This window comes from Mycobacterium sp. NGS11, assembly GCF_059813315.1.
This window is the reverse complement of the sequence record NZ_JCALEJ010000003.1, coordinates 264,507-281,649: the sequence shown is the minus strand read 5'-3', so window position 1 is coordinate 281,649 and position 17,143 is coordinate 264,507. Positions and strand designations below refer to the sequence as shown.

At 66.4% G+C, this 17,143-nt stretch carries 20 protein-coding genes; 6 read left to right on the top strand and 14 right to left on the bottom strand.

What is annotated here, in order from left to right:
- Positions 1-38 precede the first annotated feature (38 nt).
- Complete coding sequence (locus AC5Y4T_RS06310; RefSeq protein ID WP_499952454.1) at positions 39-1,391, bottom strand: MFS transporter; 1,353 nt, start codon at positions 1,389-1,391, stop codon at positions 39-41.
- On the opposite strand from AC5Y4T_RS06310, the gene AC5Y4T_RS06305 reads away from it, so the two are divergent.
- Both AC5Y4T_RS06305 and AC5Y4T_RS06300 read left to right on the top strand, forming a co-directional pair.
- Positions 1,390-2,457, top strand: a complete 1,068-nt coding sequence (locus tag AC5Y4T_RS06305) for an amidohydrolase family protein (protein ID WP_499950065.1) — start codon at positions 1,390-1,392, stop codon at positions 2,455-2,457. The genes AC5Y4T_RS06310 and AC5Y4T_RS06305 overlap by 2 nt on opposite strands.
- 49 nt (positions 2,458-2,506) lie before the next feature.
- The gene (locus AC5Y4T_RS06300) at positions 2,507-2,896 is read left to right on the top strand and encodes a phage holin family protein (RefSeq protein WP_499916463.1); all 390 of its coding nucleotides are present in this window, start codon (positions 2,507-2,509) and stop codon (positions 2,894-2,896) included.
- A gap of 2 nt (positions 2,897-2,898) precedes the next feature.
- Here the strand turns inward: AC5Y4T_RS06300 and AC5Y4T_RS06295 are convergent, their stop codons facing one another.
- From AC5Y4T_RS06295 to AC5Y4T_RS06265, 7 genes are all read right to left on the bottom strand, one after another.
- Positions 2,899-3,861 carry an FAD-dependent oxidoreductase gene (locus AC5Y4T_RS06295; protein WP_499952453.1) on the bottom strand — a complete coding sequence of 321 codons (963 nt, stop codon included), beginning with the start codon at positions 3,859-3,861 and terminating at the stop codon, positions 2,899-2,901.
- A gap of 63 nt (positions 3,862-3,924) precedes the next feature.
- Positions 3,925-4,584, bottom strand: a complete 660-nt coding sequence (locus AC5Y4T_RS06290) for an Rv1352/Rv1906c domain-containing protein (RefSeq protein WP_499916459.1) — start codon at positions 4,582-4,584, stop codon at positions 3,925-3,927.
- 67 nt (positions 4,585-4,651) lie between these two features.
- Positions 4,652-5,146, bottom strand: a complete 495-nt coding sequence (locus tag AC5Y4T_RS06285) for an SRPBCC family protein (protein WP_499952452.1) — start codon at positions 5,144-5,146, stop codon at positions 4,652-4,654.
- Complete coding sequence (locus AC5Y4T_RS06280; RefSeq protein WP_499952451.1) at positions 5,146-5,787, bottom strand: nitroreductase family protein; 642 nt, start codon at positions 5,785-5,787, stop codon at positions 5,146-5,148. The genes AC5Y4T_RS06285 and AC5Y4T_RS06280 overlap by 1 nt, the downstream gene beginning before the upstream one ends.
- Positions 5,788-5,808: 21 nt before the next feature.
- Complete coding sequence (locus AC5Y4T_RS06275) at positions 5,809-6,291, bottom strand: carboxymuconolactone decarboxylase family protein (RefSeq protein ID WP_499950061.1); 483 nt, start codon at positions 6,289-6,291, stop codon at positions 5,809-5,811.
- Between the two features lie 144 nt (positions 6,292-6,435).
- Positions 6,436-7,404, bottom strand: a complete 969-nt coding sequence (locus AC5Y4T_RS06270; protein WP_499952490.1) for an NAD(P)H-dependent flavin oxidoreductase — start codon at positions 7,402-7,404, stop codon at positions 6,436-6,438.
- 8 nt (positions 7,405-7,412) lie between these two features.
- A complete protein-coding gene (locus AC5Y4T_RS06265) occupies positions 7,413-7,805 on the bottom strand; it encodes a tautomerase family protein (protein ID WP_499916453.1) in 393 nt (130 codons plus the stop codon).
- A gap of 106 nt (positions 7,806-7,911) precedes the next feature.
- Here AC5Y4T_RS06265 and AC5Y4T_RS06260 point away from each other — a divergent pair, with 106 nt between their 5' ends.
- On the top strand, positions 7,912-8,781 hold the full coding sequence (locus tag AC5Y4T_RS06260; protein WP_499952450.1) for a LysR family transcriptional regulator: 870 nt from the start codon (positions 7,912-7,914) through the stop codon (positions 8,779-8,781).
- 26 nt (positions 8,782-8,807) lie between these two features.
- Here the strand turns inward: AC5Y4T_RS06260 and AC5Y4T_RS06255 are convergent, their stop codons facing one another.
- Complete coding sequence (locus AC5Y4T_RS06255) at positions 8,808-9,407, bottom strand: TetR/AcrR family transcriptional regulator (protein ID WP_499952449.1); 600 nt, start codon at positions 9,405-9,407, stop codon at positions 8,808-8,810.
- Between the two features lie 111 nt (positions 9,408-9,518).
- Between AC5Y4T_RS06255 and AC5Y4T_RS06250 the strand changes: the two genes are divergently transcribed.
- A complete protein-coding gene (locus AC5Y4T_RS06250; protein WP_499952448.1) occupies positions 9,519-11,087 on the top strand; it encodes a phytoene desaturase family protein in 1,569 nt (522 codons plus the stop codon).
- A gap of 1 nt (position 11,088) precedes the next feature.
- Here AC5Y4T_RS06250 and AC5Y4T_RS06245 read toward each other — a convergent pair whose 3' ends face one another.
- The 5 genes from AC5Y4T_RS06245 to AC5Y4T_RS06225 form a co-directional block, all read right to left on the bottom strand.
- Positions 11,089-11,940, bottom strand: coding sequence for an alpha/beta fold hydrolase (locus AC5Y4T_RS06245; RefSeq protein WP_499950054.1), 852 nt, complete (start codon positions 11,938-11,940; stop codon positions 11,089-11,091).
- 17 nt (positions 11,941-11,957) lie between these two features.
- Positions 11,958-12,566, bottom strand: coding sequence for a YbhB/YbcL family Raf kinase inhibitor-like protein (locus tag AC5Y4T_RS06240; RefSeq protein ID WP_499952447.1), 609 nt, complete (start codon positions 12,564-12,566; stop codon positions 11,958-11,960).
- Positions 12,567-12,631: 65 nt separating this feature from the next.
- On the bottom strand, positions 12,632-13,078 hold the full coding sequence (locus AC5Y4T_RS06235) for an SRPBCC family protein (protein WP_499950052.1): 447 nt from the start codon (positions 13,076-13,078) through the stop codon (positions 12,632-12,634).
- Between the two features lie 50 nt (positions 13,079-13,128).
- Positions 13,129-13,539 (bottom strand): SRPBCC family protein, encoded by a 411-nt coding sequence (locus AC5Y4T_RS06230; protein ID WP_499952446.1) that lies wholly within the window; start codon positions 13,537-13,539, stop codon positions 13,129-13,131.
- Positions 13,536-13,850 carry an ArsR/SmtB family transcription factor gene (locus tag AC5Y4T_RS06225; protein ID WP_499916437.1) on the bottom strand — a complete coding sequence of 105 codons (315 nt, stop codon included), beginning with the start codon at positions 13,848-13,850 and terminating at the stop codon, positions 13,536-13,538. The genes AC5Y4T_RS06230 and AC5Y4T_RS06225 overlap by 4 nt, the downstream gene beginning before the upstream one ends.
- 104 nt (positions 13,851-13,954) lie before the next feature.
- Here AC5Y4T_RS06225 and AC5Y4T_RS06220 point away from each other — a divergent pair, with 104 nt between their 5' ends.
- Together AC5Y4T_RS06220 and aceA are read left to right on the top strand one after the other, a co-directional pair.
- Positions 13,955-14,668 carry an MBL fold metallo-hydrolase gene (locus AC5Y4T_RS06220; RefSeq protein ID WP_499952445.1) on the top strand — a complete coding sequence of 238 codons (714 nt, stop codon included), beginning with the start codon at positions 13,955-13,957 and terminating at the stop codon, positions 14,666-14,668.
- 177 nt (positions 14,669-14,845) lie between these two features.
- On the top strand, positions 14,846-17,134 hold the full coding sequence (aceA, locus tag AC5Y4T_RS06215) for an isocitrate lyase ICL2 (protein ID WP_499952444.1): 2,289 nt from the start codon (positions 14,846-14,848) through the stop codon (positions 17,132-17,134).
- The last annotated feature ends 9 nt before the right edge of the window (positions 17,135-17,143 follow it).

Here is a 17,143-nt window from a genome sequence, read left to right as displayed (position 1 = left end):
CCACGCTGGCGTGACGCTCGGCAACGCAGGGGACCAGCTCACGTCACTTCGCTTGCCAGGAAGGCGCTTTCGGTCGTGCCGAAACGCACCCCGGTGGCGTCCTTGCCGATCAGCGTCAGCACCGCGACCGTGATGAGCACCGGTACGATCGTCGCCGCCAGCGCGAACGGGTAGCCGTGTGATTCGGCGAGGCGTTCCTGGATCGGCAAATTGAATGCCGCCAACAAGTTTCCGAGTTGATAGGTCACCCCGGGGTAGAGGCCGCGGATGGCATCCGGGGACATCTCGGTGAGGTGGGCGGGAATCACGCCCCACGCGCCCTGCACGAACAGCTGCATCAAAAACGAGCCCAGGCACAGCATCGCCGCGCTGCGCGAATACGCGAAGAGCGGGATGATCGGCAGCGCCAGGACCGCGCAGAAGACGACGGTGTAGCGGCGGCTGAATCGCTGCGACAGCGTGCCGAAGACCAGGCCGCCGATGATGGCGCCGACGTTGTAGACCACCACGATCCACTTGACCGTCGTGCTGGCCAGGTTGGCGCCCTGGTTGGCGTGCGCGCCCAGGAAGGTGGGGTAGACGTCCTGCGTGCCATGGCTCATCCAGTTGAAGGCGGTCATCAGCAACGCCAGGTAGACGAACCGCCGGATGATCGCGCCGTTGCGCAGCACGTCGCGGATTCGGGTGCTGGTGAGCTTCATCTGATCCTGCGCGGCCTCCCACACCTCGGACTCCTCCACCCGGTAGCGGATGACCAGGCTGATCAGGGCGGGCACGATGCTCAGGCCGAACAGCCACCGCCACGACAACCCCAGCCAGTCGATCACCACCAGCGAGGCGACGCTCGCCAGCAGGTAGCCGAATGCGTAACCCTCCTGCAGCAGTCCGGAGAAGAACCCGCGTCGCTCCACCGGGACCTTTTCCATGGCGAGCGCGGCGCCCAGCCCCCACTCGCCGCCCATCCCGATGCCGTACAGCAGCCGCAGGATGACCAGCACGGTGAAGTTCGGTGCGAAGGCGCACAGGAAACCCACCACGGAATAGAACATGACATCAACCATCAGGGGCAGCCGCCTGCCGACGCGGTCGGCCCACAGCCCGAAAAGCAGCGCGCCGACGGGACGCATGATCAGGGTGGCCGTCGTGACGAACGCGACTTCGGCCTTGCTGTGGTGGAACGTCTTGGCGATGTCGGCGTAGACGAGCACCACGATGAAGTAGTCGAACGCGTCCATCGTCCAGCCCAATAGCGCCGCGATGAAGGAGTTCCGCTGATCGGCGGTCAACTTCGTTCGGGGACGTTGTGTGGTCACGTCAGCATCGTGGCTTACGCGGTGCGATAACGCGACTTGTTCCACCATGTGGACTCCGGGAGTAAGTTCCGGATACATGCGGATCATCGACGCCGACGGACACGTAGCCGAGAATTCCTCGCTGGCAATCGAAGCGATCAAGCGATGGCCGCAGCACGTCAAGTTCAGCACGGACGGGCGGCCGGGATTGACGCTCGAAGGCCGCAACTACCCCGAGGACACCGGCCCGGGTGCGGGTTGCCCGCCCGAGCACGGGATCAGCAAGGCGCCCGATATCAATTGCCGTTCACCCGAGGGCGTGCTGGGCGACGCGGATCGCGATCACATCGACACGATGGTCCTCTATCCGAGCATGGGGCTGTGCGCGCCCAGTCTCGAGGATCCGGAATTCGCCGCGGGATTCTCGCGCCTGTACAACCAGTGGATCGCGGACTACTGCGCCTCGGCGGGAGGGCGATTGCGCGGCGTCGCCGTGACACCGATCGAGCACGGCCAAGCGGCTATCGACGTGATGGCCGAAGCCAAAGAGCTTGGGCTGATTGCGACTTTGGTGCCGCCGGCGCTCAAGGACCGCAACCTCGACCATCCCGATCTCGACCCCTTCTACGCCGCCGCCGTCGAACTCGGCATGCCGTTGGGCGTGCACGGCGCCCCCGGCATCCATCTGCCCAAGATCGGTGTGGATCGCTTCACGAATTACATCCAGGTGCACTGCATCAGCTTTCCGTTCGACCAGATGACGGCGATGACCGCGATGGTCTCCGGCGGCGTCTTCGAGCGGCACCCGCAGTTGCGGGTCGCGTTCCTCGAGGCGGGCGCGGGTTGGGTGCCGTTCTTCATGGATCGGCTGCACGAGCATTACGAGAAGCGCGGCGACTGGGTCCAGCGCGGCTGGCGTCGCGATCCGCACGACTATCTGGCCGCGGGCAACATCTGGGTGACGTGCGAGCCGGAGGAACCGATCCTGCCGGGGGTGATCGACGTGCTGGGCGACGACTTCATCATGTTCGCCAGTGATTACCCGCACTGGGACGGTGAGTGGCCGGAGAGCACCAAGCACCTGCGTACGAGAAGCGACATCAGCGAGGCCTCCAGGGAAAAGATCGGCGGCTTGAACGCACAGCGCTTCTACAACCTGAACTGAGCGAGCTTCCGCTTACGCCTCGGAGTGCCGGCTGGCAGGATCTGAGGGCATGGGCCCTTTTCTGTTGCGCGCCGCATTGACCGGACTCGCGCTGTGGATCGTCACTCTGTTCGTGCACGGCCTGAGCTTCGTGGGCGGCGACACGAAGCTGGAGCGGGTCGGCATCATCTTCGTCGTCGCGGTGATCTTCGGTTTGGTCAACGCGTTCATCAAGCCGATCGTCCAGATCTTGTCGATCCCGCTCTACATTCTGACGCTCGGCCTGTTCCACGTCGTCGTCAACGCGCTGATGCTCTGGATCACCGCGCGGATCACCGAACACACCACGCATTGGGGACTGCACATCGATCACTTCTGGTGGACCGCGATCTGGGCCGCGATTGTGCTGTCGATCGTTAGTTGGTTGCTGTCCTTGGTGATTCGGCGTACCGGCGCCTGACGTCAGGCGCCGTCGACCAGGCGCACCACGTCGCGCGCGCAACCCCAGGACAACGTGACGCCGTTGCCGCCGTGGCCGTAATTGTGGATGCACCGCGATCGCCCCAGCGGCTCGGCTTCCACCCGTACCGACGGCCGGTCGGGGCGCAGTCCGGTGATGACCTCGATCACCTCGGCGTCGTTGAGTCGCGGCTCGATGCGACGGCAGCGCTGCAGGATTCGCTCGGTGACCTCGGGTTCGGCGGTGGTGTCCCAGCGGCCGGGGATGCTGATGCCGCCGCAGACCACCCGCTGCGGATGGGGGAAGTAACAGGTCCATTGCGGTCCGGTGTTGAGTTCCAGAAACAGTTGCCGCAGACCGGGATTGGTGAGCACCACGTGTTGGCCGAACAGCGGCCGCACGGTGTCGTCACCGCTCAGCGCGCCCGCGGCGAGGCCGGCGCAATTGACGACGATTTCAGCGGCGTCGGCGGCCTCGGACAGCGATTGCACCGGACGCTCCTCGACTTCGCAGCCGGCCGCTGCGAGCCGCCGAGTCAGGTAGTCGAGGTAGCGCGGCATGTCGATCATCGGCACGGTCGCGCGAAACCCGGTATCAAAGCCGTCGGGAATGTCGGCCGGATCGGCCGGCCGCAGATCGGGGATCAGCGACGCCGCCGAAGACATCGCCTCGCTCGCGGTCAGCTCACCGACGGCCAGCGCGGGTGCCAGCTGCACTCCGGAGTCTGGGTCCGCGGCGAGATCGGTGAACACTCGCAGCGAGTGTTCGGTCCAGCCCAGCGTTTCGGCCGCGCGCTCGGCCGGCCGTGGGGGAGCCCAGACGGCGCCGGCCACCGCCGAGGTGGTCTGCTTCAGCGTCGCGGCCGCCCAGACCCGCACCGGCCGACCCGCCTCGGCCAGACAGATGGCCGACGTCAATCCGCTGACGCCGGCACCGACGACGACAATTGTCCGCGCATGTGCCACGGCGCCACGGTAGCGAAAACAGGCCCGCCGCGGGTCGTCGGCGTCGACCGTCAGCGAGGACGGTCAGGAATGTGCCGCTTGGGAGGTCGCAGGAGCGGTCGGCGCTTGCGGCGCCCGAGACCCAGCCGGCGCCTGCGGAGCCGGAGACACCGCCGGCGCCTGCGGAGCCGGAGACACGGCCGGCGCCTGGGGGGCCGGAGAGGCCGATGGCGCCCGCTGAGCGCCCCCACCAAGCAAACTATTGAGGATTCCGAGCGTGCCCTGCACACCCGCGGGCGGTGAGGTCGCGGGAAGAGCGGCACCCGGCGTCAGCTGCCAGGGCTGGCAGCCGGAAGTCTTGAACGCTTTGTCACCCGGATCGATCTGGACGACCTGCGGTTTTTTGGACATGGCGTTGTCGATGATGCCGCCGTCCGGATTGGTCCGCTTCCAGTAGCAGGTGCCATCGCCGGCGGGGCCGCCAGAGCTGTAGATGCCGGGCGCGATGTCACTACCCACCGCGTAGATGCCGTCCTTGTCGATGGACGTTTTCGGCCCTGCCGGCGCAGGCGGCGGCGCCCCCGGGGACGGCGCAGCGGCCGGTGCCGGTGACCCCGGGCCCGGCCCGGGTGCCGGTCCCGGTGTGTCGTCCGGATCGGCGCTGGCAACCACCGTGGACGCGATCCAGCCCGCGACCATCAGGCTCGCAGCAACCAACCGTGCCGCGGTAGGTACTCCACCCATAGAGATCGAGGGTACCGGGATCATGCACCTAATTCACCGTTGCGACATCCCGAGCCGCAAAGAAGGCCTAGGGGAGCCGCCGCACCCTGCCCGCATGACTGAGCGCGTGCTCGTAGGTCTCGAGATTGTCCCGGGAAATCTTCGCGTGCACGGCGCGTTCCAGGAAGAAGCGCAGCACCGGGTTGTAGGCGTGATAGGTCTCGTGGAACGTCAGCACCGTGGTGCCGTCGGGTTGCTCTTCGAGCTGGTGATAGCCCTGGGCGCGGGACCACAGCGGGGCACCGACCGCGGTGTACCGCGACAGCTTGTTGAGCTCGGCTTCGGTCACCGTCTCCCACGAGCGCGCCCTGCCGCCGGACAGCAGGTACTTAGGCACCGGAAAGACGCAGGTGCGGACCAGACCCTCGCCGGCTTCGTTGCCCTCGTTGAGGATTTTCATGCTGCCCGTCGGCCACTCGAGAACCCGCGGCCTGGGCGCGTCCGGCGGCACCGGCGGATGCAGCACCCGCCAGACCCGTTTCGGCGGCGCATCGACGTGGAATCGCACGGTGTAGGACTGCATCAGCTTTCTCCGTCAGCCGGTACCCAACTGTTCCAGAACGTGATGGTCTCCGCGGGCGGCCGCTTGGCCGGCCGGAAGTCGGTGCCGATGGTGTACGCGACCGGAAAGAGCGCGGCCTGAGTGACGGTCGGCGGAATGCCGAGCAGTTCGGCGACCTCTCGCTCCTTGAACAGATGCATCGTCGTCCACACCGATCCCAGGCCGCGGGAGCGCAACGCCAGCAGAAAGCTCCAGCCCGCCGGGATGATCGACGCCCAGGCCGCCGCGGCGATGCCGGGTTCGGCCGTGTCGATGCGCTGATTGAGGCAGGGGATGACGTGCACAGGCACGTCGGCCAGCGTCTCGGTCAGGCTCATCGCGCTCTGGTACACCCGCTTCGTCTGCGCGTCGGTCGCGTTGTCGGCCGCGTACGCCAGGTATTGCGCGCCGATGCTGCGGTAGATCTCGGCGATGGCGGCCCGCTTGGCCGCATCGGTGATCACCAGCCACCGCCAGTCCTGGGTATTGCTGGCCGTCGGGGCTTGCATCGCCAGCTGAATGCACTCCACGATCACCTCGCGACCCACCGGGCGGGTCAGATCGAGGCGTTTGCGAACCGAGCGCGTTGTGCTCAACAGTTCGTCGACGGTGGCGATGTCCATGTGTTCCTTCCGGATGGATGATCAGAGGTCGATGGCGCACGACTGGTCGACGCCCAGCACGCTCAACGAGCGTCCGAGGCCAAGAAAGACCGCAACGCACAGCGTGAGATCCAGGATCTCCTCGTCCGTGAATTCCCGCCGAAGTCGTTGAAAGAACTCGTCGTTGAGGGAGGCGTGATCGGTGGCGAAGCGTTCGGCGTACTCGATGCAAAGGCGTTGGCGCGGACTGTATCCCGGGTAGGTGGCGTACGCGGCGACGTTGTCGTAGAGCTCTGGTGCCACCCCGGCATCGAGCACCGATCGGGCGCGGAAATCCGAGCACGCAACGCAATCGTTGATCTGAGCGATGCGCATCCTGGCCAGCTCACGCTCGTCGGCGGGCAGGATGCTCTGCTGGTACGCGCCGCGGATCATGCGTTCGACCATGTCACCGAGTTGCGGCCGTAGCGTCCAGATCATGGCGGCTTCGCCGCCCGGGCCGTCCGGCACATTGAGACGGGCCATCAGCGAACTCCTGCCGGGTGAAGAGACGTACTGAGCTGAGCAAACCAGATCCGGCGCCATGCAGCTACATGTTCGAGGCGCGGAAGTTTCGCGATCAATGGGAAAGCCAGTTGTTGCGCACCGCGGAACATTCCCTTCACCAACTCAGCGTCGCGCCCGATTCAGGATGTGCGCCGCTTCGCTGACCATGTCGGCGACGATGTCAGCGGCGGGACGGACTTCGCGTACGCGTCCTACCCCTTCGCCGACCAATATCGCAGCGGTATCGAAATCCTCTGCGGCGACGGCCTTCTCGTAGGAAGCGATGGCTTCGGGCAGCCGCGCGGACAGCTCGGCCTCGTTGCCCTGCCACGTGTCCAGGAAGGCGTTTTCCAGCGCCCGCGCGTTGTATCCGGCGGGCCAATCGAGGCGGCGCACAAGGTCATAGACGCGGGTACGCACGGTGTCGTCTCCGCCTGCCGCCACTGCGCGATCCTGCGCCCGCGGTGACACGAGCGCTTCCGGCGTCGCCCAGAACCTGGTTCCCACGACCACGCCGTCGGCGCCCAGCGCCAGCGCAGCCGCCAATCCGCGACCGTCGCCGACGCCGCCTGCCGCTACCACCAACGTGTCGGGCGAACGTTCGGCGACGAAGTCGACGACCTCGGGCACCAAGGTGAAGGTCGACCGCACGCTCATTCCGTGGCCGCCTGCCTCGCCGCCCTGCGCGACGATGACCTCCGCCCCGGCAGCCAAGGCGCCGCGCGCCTGATCGAGGGTTTGCACCTGCGCGATAAGCGGAACGCCGGCAGCGTGGATGCGGTCGGCGAACGGCTGCAATTCGCCGAACGACAGCATCACCGCCGCCGGCCGCTGGGCCAGTGCGATGTCGAGGACCCCTGGGTTTTGGGCGAGGCTCCAGGTGATGAAGCCGTATCCGACTCGGGCGCCCTGAGCCCGGTCGATCTGGGATCGCAGCCATTCGGCGTCGGGATAGCCCCCGCCGATGAGGCCCAGGCCGCCCGCCTGCGTCACCGCCGCCGCGAGCCGGCCCCCGGAGATCAACGCCATCGGTGCGAGCAGAATCGGCTGCTCGATCCCGAACAGTTCGGTGAGGCGTGTCGTCAAACCCATCGCGGCGCTCACGTGAGCTCACCGGTCAGGAACTGCGCCCTACCGTGGCCGAAAGACCAGTCCTCGTCGTCGTTCTCGGTGACCGAAACGATCAGGTCGGCCGGGTCGAGCCGGCACCGGTCGGCGAGGCGGAAGGCCAGCAGTTCATAGAATTTCTGCTTGAGTTCGCGCGGACGTCGCCGGCTCACCATGTGCAAGACCACCTGGCGGGCTGAGCGCTCGATGCCGAGACCGGTATCCAGCGTGACGATCTCGTGGGCCGGGTGGGTGCGCACCACTTGATATCGGTCCCGCTCCGGAACGCCGAACGCTTCGACAACCGCCTCGTGGATCGCGTCCAGCAGAGCGCGAACCTCGACCGGTGTACGACCCTCGATGAGGTCGACATACAACAGCGGCATCTTTCCTCCTAGGTACAGCGCGGGTTGCGCCCCCATTGCAACCGACGCCAGGCCCGCGGGAATCCCGCGTGAAATGCCTTCTGTGAAGCATTTATGCTCATCAGGCATGGACGTGGTGCAGGCGGGCCGGGTCGAGTTGCGTCATCTGCGCGCATTCGAAGCGGTGGCACGCCTCGCATCATTCACGCAAGCCGCCAAGGAACTGAGCATCACCCAGCCCGCGCTGAGTCGCACCGTCCAGCAGCTCGAAGAGGCGCTCGAGGCGACGCTGCTGGACCGCAGCTCGCGGCACGTGGCGACCACACAGGCCGGCCGGGTTTTCCTCGGGTACGTCGAACGGGTGCTCGCCGAGTTGGGCGGCGGTGTCGACGCCGTCCGGCAACAGGCGAGCATCCGCCTGGGGTTCAGCTGGCTGTTGCCCGACCCATGGGCGCAGGACACCGTCGCGGCATTCGAACGTGCCGCCCGGACTACCGTCAACCTGATCCGCACCGACGACGCGCTCGGTGCGGTCCAGCAGGGGAGGGCCGACGTCGCCGTGGTGCGCGGGCACGTGACGTCGACCGCCGTCCGAATCGTGCACCTTTTCGACGAGCCACGAGTGGCGGTGTGTTCCGTTCATTCACCCCTTGCGAAGCGGGCAGAGCTCGACTGGTCCGAGGTGCCACGCTGGCCGCTCGTCGTCAACACCACCAGCGGCACTACCGGCCCCTGGTCGTGGCCCGCGGGCGCTGGCCCCGAAACCATCGTCGAGACAACCAATTTCGATGAATGGATCGAATCCGTCGCGGCCGACCGGGGTGTCGGAGTCATCCCAGACGTCGCCATCAGGCGCAGCATCCACCCGGGCGTGCGATTCGTCGCGCTGCGGGGCGCTCCCGACATCCCCGTTGTCCTGGTGTTTCTGAAGCGGGCCAACAGTCCCGTACTTCGCCGCTTCATCGGCGCGGCCGTCGACACCGCCACCGGCCTGTGATGTACTCGCGCGAGACGCGCACGCCGTCAGGCGAGCGGCGCCAGACCGGAGCGCACCAGATCCAGACTCGCGGTCACGTCTGCGCCCAAGTCGCCCGAACAACCGCCACGGCCCCAATTCTCCACTGCGGCAACGAGAGCCGCGGCGACCACAGAACCTGCGACCTCGGCGGCTAGATCGATGTTCGCCATATCCGGATTCCGTCCTTTGACGAAATCGGTGAGCACGCGGGCGAACGAGGACTGCACCACCCGCAGGTGACCGGCGATCCGCTCGGCGCTGATCAGCTCGGCGCGAGCGGTCGCGGCTTGGCGCACCACTTCGAGGTCGTGCGGGAAGGCGGCAACGGCTGCCAGCACCGCATCGAACAGCGATTCCGAGGCCGGTCGGTGGGCAAGCGCCTCGGTGAGCCATTCCAATTGCGTCTCGTAGTCCTGAAAAAGCACGGCTTCCTTGGTCGGGAAATGCCGGAAGAACGTGCGCTCGGTGACACCGGCCTCCCGGGCCAGCTCCGTGACGGTGACGTTGGCAAACCCCTTGTGGGCGAAGCTCTTCAGCGCCGCTCGGCGAAGTGCCTCATGCGTCGATCGTCGTCGTTGTTCATGACGGTTGCCCGGGGCGCTCATCTCAGCGGTGATCGTATCCCAGGTGGGTGGGCACGGCTGACGTCTTCCAATTGCGTCAGTACTGACATATCCTTGGCTCGCGGGTACCCGATTGAGGCGAGGGTCAAGATCATGGGCGATACCGATTACGACGCCATCGTGGTGGGCGCCGGACACAACGGGCTGACCGCCGCGGCGATTCTGCAACGCGCGGGCCTGCGCACCGTGTGCCTGGAAGCCAACAGCTACGCGGGCGGCATGGCCGCGACGGTCGAATTGATCGACGGCTTCCGGTACGAGATCGCCGGTTCGGTGCAGTTTCCGATGGCGAGCCAACTCAGCAAGGACCTCGGACTGGACACGCTACCGGCGGTGGAGCCCGACGTGATGTCAACCAACATCGGCGAGCATGGCGAAGAGCCGATGATCTTCTACCGCGACCCGATGCGGCTGATGACACACCTGAGCGAAAAGCACGGGCTGGAGGCGGTCACCGGCATGGCCGAACTGATCGGCTGGAGTCAGGGACCGGCAAAAGCGCTGGGCCGCTTCGACGTCCGCCGGCCGCCCAAGACTCTCGACGAGATGTATGCCTGCGCGGCCAACGACGACGAACGCCGGGCGATCCACGAGATGCTGTTCGGCTCGGCCATGGACGTGATCGACCGCTACCTGCCCGACAAAGACAAGCACGCAGTGATGCGCGGGATGCTGGCTTTCCTGGCCGTGAACTCGACCTACCGCGGGCCGTACACGCCGGGCAGCGCAACCTGTTTGGCGTTTGCGTTGGCGGTACCCGACGACAGCACCGCGATGATGACCAAGCTCAAGGGGGGCATCGGCGCGCTCACCGAACATCTGCGTGAGCTCTTCATCGCCCACGGCGGCGAGATCCGGTTCCGGACCAAGGCCGAAGAGATCCTCGTCGTGCGCGACAAGGTGACCGGTGTGCGGCTGCGAGACGGGTCGACGATCTCGGCGCCGATCGTGGTGTCCAATCTGTCGCCCGATATCACGCTCGCCGAACTGATCGCACCCGAACACGTTTCAGCGCAGGTAATCTCGCGGATCTCCGGCCGCGACCACCGGGCATCGTTCGTCCAGATTCACTTCGCCCTCGACGGGCTGCCCGAATTCGCTCCGCCGTACGAGTTCCTCAACGACGAGGGCATGCAACAGTCGGTGGGAATCTTCGGGTCACCCGAATCCCAACAGCTGCACTGGGAGAACTGCCGGCGGGGCATCGTTCCGGACAACCCGTCGATGGGAATGCAGATCCCATCGGTGCACGATCCCGCCCTGGCGCCGCCCGGCAAGCACGCGGCGAGCGTCTTTGCCTACGCCTTCCCGGTCGAGGTCAACCGAGATCAGCACGGGCATCTCAAAAATGAAATGGCGCAACGGGTTATCGACAAGATCACTCGACTGGCGCCGAACTTCAAGGACATCGTGATACGCCACATCACGTTCGCGCCGTATCACATGAACACCATGTTCGGCGCGCCCTCGGGCGACTTCTGCCACGGGTTGCTGCACCCCGACCTGATGGGCCCCAACCGGCCCGGCCCGAAGGGCTTCCTCGATATGCCCATCGGGATCGACGGCCTTTATCTCGCCGGCGCCGGATGCCATGGCGGACCGGGTATCACCTTCACTCCCGGCTACAACGCCGCCTATCAGGCGCTCGACGACATGGCCTGAGTCAGGGTTTGCAGGCGGCTTCGAGGGGAAGCTCGGGGCCGCCGGATTGCAGGGACAGCAGGTACAGGTAGGTCGCGAGCGAATGTTCGCATGACACCGTGTATTTGACCAATGTCTTCGGCGGCCACGGAACCAAGCGGACGGGGATGAGCTCGACCGGATTGAGCACATGCTCGTAGTCCAGCGGCGGGGGCAGCGCAGGGACGATGTCCAGGCGGTTTGCGACGCGCCAGGAGTCTTTGACCACCTGGTCGAAGGTGGCCGCAAAGAGGGAGTCGCCGGTGCGTGGGCTGCCGTAGGTGTAAACGACCGGGTCGGTAAACGTTGTGTTGGCGGCGACGTCAAGGGCGAGCAGTGTCGCGAGGGCCCCGCCGAGGCTGTGCCCGCAGATCGTCACGGAGCCGGGTTGCGGGGACGGAAGTTTCGCGAGCGCGTCGACCACCGTCGGTGCGCCCGGCGTGGCTCCGGTCCTCAGGGATTCGTACATGGCGGTGAAGCCGTCTTCGGTGTTGCCGGCGCCGGCCAGGAACGGGCACGGCACCTGGAGAAAGTCGGCGTCGTGAATCCATTCCAGCCATCCTTCCGTGCCGCGAATCGCGATCGCGATGTCGCCTGTTGTGTTCTCCCGGCAGATCAGCCCGATGGATACTTCGTCGTCGGCTCGACTCGGATCCATGTCGGTCGCCAGATCGTTGGCGTAGATCGTGGTGACCACGGTGTAGTCGACGCCGCCGGCGCTCAGCGCCTGACCCGCCTTGTTCGTCAGATCGCCGGGCGGCGTCGCGTACGTGGCATTGACGAGCTGGGCGAATTGTATTGCCTGCGTGACGTTTACCGTCGGTTGCGTTGGCATGGCGGGCCCGCTCCGGTTCAGCCGCCGAACGTTCCGGTGAGCTGCGCTTGCGCGGTCGCGGCACCCCCGATGGTCTGCGCCGCCTGAACACCGGCCAGGCCGCCGGGCAGCTGATAGTCGTTGGGCAGCTGGTAGAGGGTGAACCGGTAATGATGCGTGCCGGTTCCCGCTGGGGGACAGGGGCCTTTGTACCCGGCCTGGCCGGCCGTATTCGGCAGGACGGTCGCCCCCGCCGGAGCCTGTCCGTCGGCCGTGCTGCCGCCGCCCGGTGCGATTCCGATGACGACCCAGTGCACGTACAGGCCGTTGACGGCATCGGGGTCGTCGACGACGAGGGCGCCACCCGACGGTGCCGACCACGCCAATGGCGGCGCGATGTCGGCGCCTCTGCAGGTGTATTGCACCGGAATCGGCGCACCGTCGGCGAAAGCCGGGCTGCTGATCGCCAACGGTCCGTCCGCAGGCGCGTTCGGCGCCGTTCTCCCGAGGGTCGTCACCTTCGGAGCCGACGAGGTCGTCGGGTGGCTATGCCCGTCGCCGCCGCAGCCGACCAGGGCCCCCAGCAGCGCCAGCGCACCCAGCGCCGCCGCGCCCCCGCGATATGTGCCCGCCCAAGTCGAATTCATAAGAACAGTCTGACTCGCGCGCCCGCGGTCGGGAAGGTCCCGATTTCACCGCGATTCGGGGCGCGCTACCTGCCGCGCTTTTCGACCTCGAGCACCCGCTTGCGCAGTCCCTCGGTGGCGGTGTCCATCAGGCTTTTGGCGCCCTTCTTGACCAGGAATCCCGGAACCGGCACCACTAGATCGACGGTCAGTTCAAAGTGGACCTTCGTGGAGTCCCCCTCGGGGGTCAGCGTGTAGCGACCCTCTTGCGCGCGTTGCTGTTTGGAGCTGACCAGGGTCCAGCCGACGCCGTCGTCGTAGACGGTGTATGCCAGTTCCTGTTCATCGCTGACGCCGACGAGCTTGACGACCTGCCTGGATCGGGTCGGGTGGTTCTGATCGTCGCGTTCGAGCACTTCGACCTCCTTGTGCGCCGACGACCACTCGGGCAACGTCTCGATGTCGAACAGCACGTCCATGATTTGGTCGGGCGTCGCCTCGATGACGACTTCGCGGGAATCGGTGATAGCCATCCCGGGGAGATAGCCGGTGCGATGCGCGCCGAAACCCGGCGCGCCGCGCGTCAGGGAGTCGGTCGAGCACCAAGCGCCGCGAGGCGGGGGAGGACGACGTCGCGCCATCCCGGCCCCATGCGCTCGAACGCCCGCGTCATGCGATGGTCGTCGAGGTCAAACCCGCTGTGTTCCAAGAACACTCGCGTGCCATTTCCCTCGGCTTCCAGCCGCCAGGTCAGCGTCCAGGCGGCGGTGAACGTGTAGGCGAACAGGTGCGGCGGGTCGACCTCGAGCACCGTGCACGGCTGCTTGCCAAAGCCCGGCATGTTGAGGGTGAACCGGTGGCCCACCACCGCGGCCACTTCACCCTCGGCCCACCACTGCCTCAGCAGCGCGGGTTCGGTCAGTGATCGCCACACCGCAGCCGGTGGCGCAGCCACGAATTGATCCACCCGGATCGTCGCGAACCGTTCGGTCATTTGAGCTCCTCGGCTACATCGGCGAGCGCGGCCAGTCGGGCGCGCCAGAACTTTTCGAAAGGATGCAACCAGTCGCCGAGTTCCGCCAACGGCTCCGCGGTCAAGCGATAGATGCGATGACGCCCCTTCGGCTGGTCGGCCACCAGCCCGGCGTCGCGTAGCACTTTGAGGTGCTCGGCGACCGCGGGCCGGCTGAGCTCGAACCGTTCACTGAGTTCCCCCGCCGAGAGCGGTTGGTCGAACAGGATCTCCAGCAGTTCGCGCCGCACCGGGTTGGCCAAGGCGAGAAAGACGCGATCGACGCTACCCACATCCGGCAAGATATGTCGGATCTTCCCGACATGTCAACCATTTCCGACGTATCATGGCGGAGAAATGCGCGCCGAGCGGAAGCCCGGGTGGCTACGTTCCTGGTGTGCATCTCGCCTGGGAACGGCTCACCGGCACCGTGCACCGCTGCCGGCTCCCGTTCTGCGACGTGACCATCGGGCTGGTGGGGGGCCGTACCGGCGCGTTGCTCGTCGACACGGGGAGCACCTTGCGCGAGGCCGCCGCGATCGACGCCGACGCCCGGCTGCTTGCCAGGCGCTCGGTGAGCCATATCGTCTTGACGCACAAGCACTTCGACCATGTGCTGGGTTCGTCGGCGTTCACCGGGGCGCAAATACACTGCGCCCCCGAGGTGGCCGAACACCTGTCCTGTGCCACCGATCAACTCCGCGAGGACGCGTTGCGTCACGGCGCCGACCCCGCCGAGGTGGACGCGGCGATCGCGGCACTGCGGCCTCCGCGCCGCGGCGCTTACGACGCCGTCGTCGACCTGGGAAACCGGGCGGTCCAGATCGCCTACTTCGGGAGTGGCCATACCGCCTCCGACCTGGTCGTGGTCGTACCCGGGACCGATCAAGGCGAGCGGACCGTGGTGTTCACCGGCGACTTGGTGGAAGAGTCCGCCGATCCCGCGATCGACGCCGACTCCGACGTCGCGGCCTGGCCCGCGACTTTGGATCGGCTGCTGGCGGCAGGGGGCCCCGACGCGATCTACGTCCCCGGCCATGGTAAGGCCGTCGATGCGGGGTTCGTCCGTCGCCAGCGGGACTGGCTGGCCCGTCGTGCTACCGGCCCGTGATCGATGCCGTATCGAAAAGCCTTGTGCCCCAAGGTGTTGACGCCGCATGCGACCCCGCGCCCCGGCCACCGGATGCGCCAAAGGTTTTGGCTCGAGTGCTTCGACCCCTGATTGAACTGCCGTTGCCGGGGATAGACTCACATTCATTGGAATCGTGTGCGAAGAGGAGCGTAAGGCATGGCGATCATTGATAAGGACACACAGGTCCGGCCATCGTTCGACGACGAGGTCGCTGCCACGCAGCAATACTTCGACGACCCGCGCTTTTCCCGCATCACGCGCCTCTTCACCGCCCGCCAGGTAGCGGAACAGCGCGGCACGATCCCCACCGACTACACCGTCGCCCGCAACGCGGCGGCCGCGTTCTACGAACGGCTGCGCGAGCTGTTCGCCGAGAAGAAGAGCATCACCACGTTCGGCCCGTATTCGCCCGGCCAGGCCGTCGCGATGAAGCGCATGGGTATCGAGGGGATCTACCTGGGCGGCTGGGCGACGTCGGCCAAGGGCTCCACCACCGAGGACCCGGGACCCGACCTCGCCAGCTACCCGCTGAGTCAGGTGCCCGACGACGCCGCCGTGCTGGTGCGCGCCCTGCTGACTGCCGACCGCAACCAGCAATACCAGCGCCTGAACATGAGCGAGCAGCAGCGGGCGACCGCCACGCAGTACGACTACCGGCCGTTCATCATCGCCGACGCGGACACCGGCCACGGTGGCGATCCCCACGTGCGCAACCTGATCCGTCGGTTCGTCGAGGTCGGCGTGCCGGGGTACCACATCGAGGACCAGCGCCCCGGCACCAAGAAGTGTGGCCACCAGGGTGGCAAGGTGCTGGTGCCGTCGGATGAGCAGATCAAACGGCTCAACGCCGCTCGCTTCCAGCTTGACATCATGAAGGTGCCCGGCATCATCGTCGCCCGTACCGATGCCGAGGCGGCCAACCTGCTCGACAGCCGGGCCGACGAGCGCGACCAGCCGTTCCTGCTCGGCGCCACCAACCTCAACATCCCGTCGTACAAGTCATGCTTCCTGGCGATGGTGCGCCGCTTCTACGAACTGGGCGTCAAAGACCTCAACGGCCACCTTCTCTATGCGCTGCCCGAGGGGGAGTACGCCGAGGCCGGGGCCTGGCTCGAGCGGCAGGGCATCCACGGCGTCATCTCCGACGCGGTCGATGCCTGGCGCAAAAACGGGCAACACTCGATCGATGACCTGTTCGACCAGGTCGAGTCCCGGTTCGTCGCGGCCTGGGAGGACGACGCGGGGCTGATGACCTACGGCGAGGCCGTCGCCGAGGTGCTCGAGTTCGATGCCAGCGAGGGCGAGCCGGCCGACATGAGCGTCGACGAATGGCGAGCCTTCGCGGCGCGTGCGTCCCTGTACTCCGCCAAGGCCAAGGCGAAAGAATTGGGTGTGGACCCGGGCTGGGACTGCGAGCTGTCCAAGACGCCCGAGGGCTACTACCAGATCCGCGGCGGCATCCCGTACGCGATCGCGAAATCACTGGCGGCCGCGCCGTTCGCCGACATCCTGTGGATGGAGACCAAGACCGCCGACCTGGCCGACGCCAAGCAGTTCGCCGACGCCATCCACGCCGAGTTCCCCGACCAGATGCTGGCCTACAACCTGTCGCCGTCGTTCAACTGGGACACCACCGGCATGACCGACGAGCAGATGAAACAGTTCCCTGAGGACCTGGGCAAGATGGGCTTCGTCTTCAACTTCATCACCTACGGCGGGCACCAGATCGACGGCGTCGCGGCCGAGGAGTTCGCGACCTCGCTGCAACAGGACGGCATGCTCGCGCTGGCCCGCCTGCAGCGCAAGATGCGCCTGGTCGAATCGCCTTACCGCACACCACAAACGCTGGTCGGCGGCCCGCGCAGCGATGCGGCGTTGACTGCCTCCTCGGGCCGCACCGCGACCACCAAGGCGATGGGCGAGGGCTCGACTCAGCACCAGCACCTGGTGCAGACCGAGGTGCCGAAAAAGCTGCTCGAGGAGTGGCTGGCGATGTGGAGCGAGAACTACAAGCTCGACGAGAAACTCCGCGTCCAACTGCGGCCGCGCCGGGCCGGCTCGGACGTGCTCGAACTCGGCATCTACGGCAACGACGACGAGCAGCTGGCGAACGTCATCGTCGACCCGATCAAGGACCGGCACGGTCGCAGCATCCTCCAGGTGCGCGACCAGAACACCTTCGCCGAGAAGTTACGACAGAAGCGGCTGATGACGCTGATCCACCTGTGGCTGGTGCACCGCTTCAAGGCCGACGCGGTGATCTATGTGACGCCGACCGAGGACAACCAGTATCAGACCGCGAAGATGAAATCGCACGGCATCTTCAGCGAGGTCTATCAGGAGGTCGGTGAGATCATCGTCGCCGAGGTGAACCGGCCCCGCATTGCCGAACTGCTGCAGTCCGACCGGGTCGCGCTGCGCAAGCTGATCAACAAAGAAGATTAGCCAGCGGCT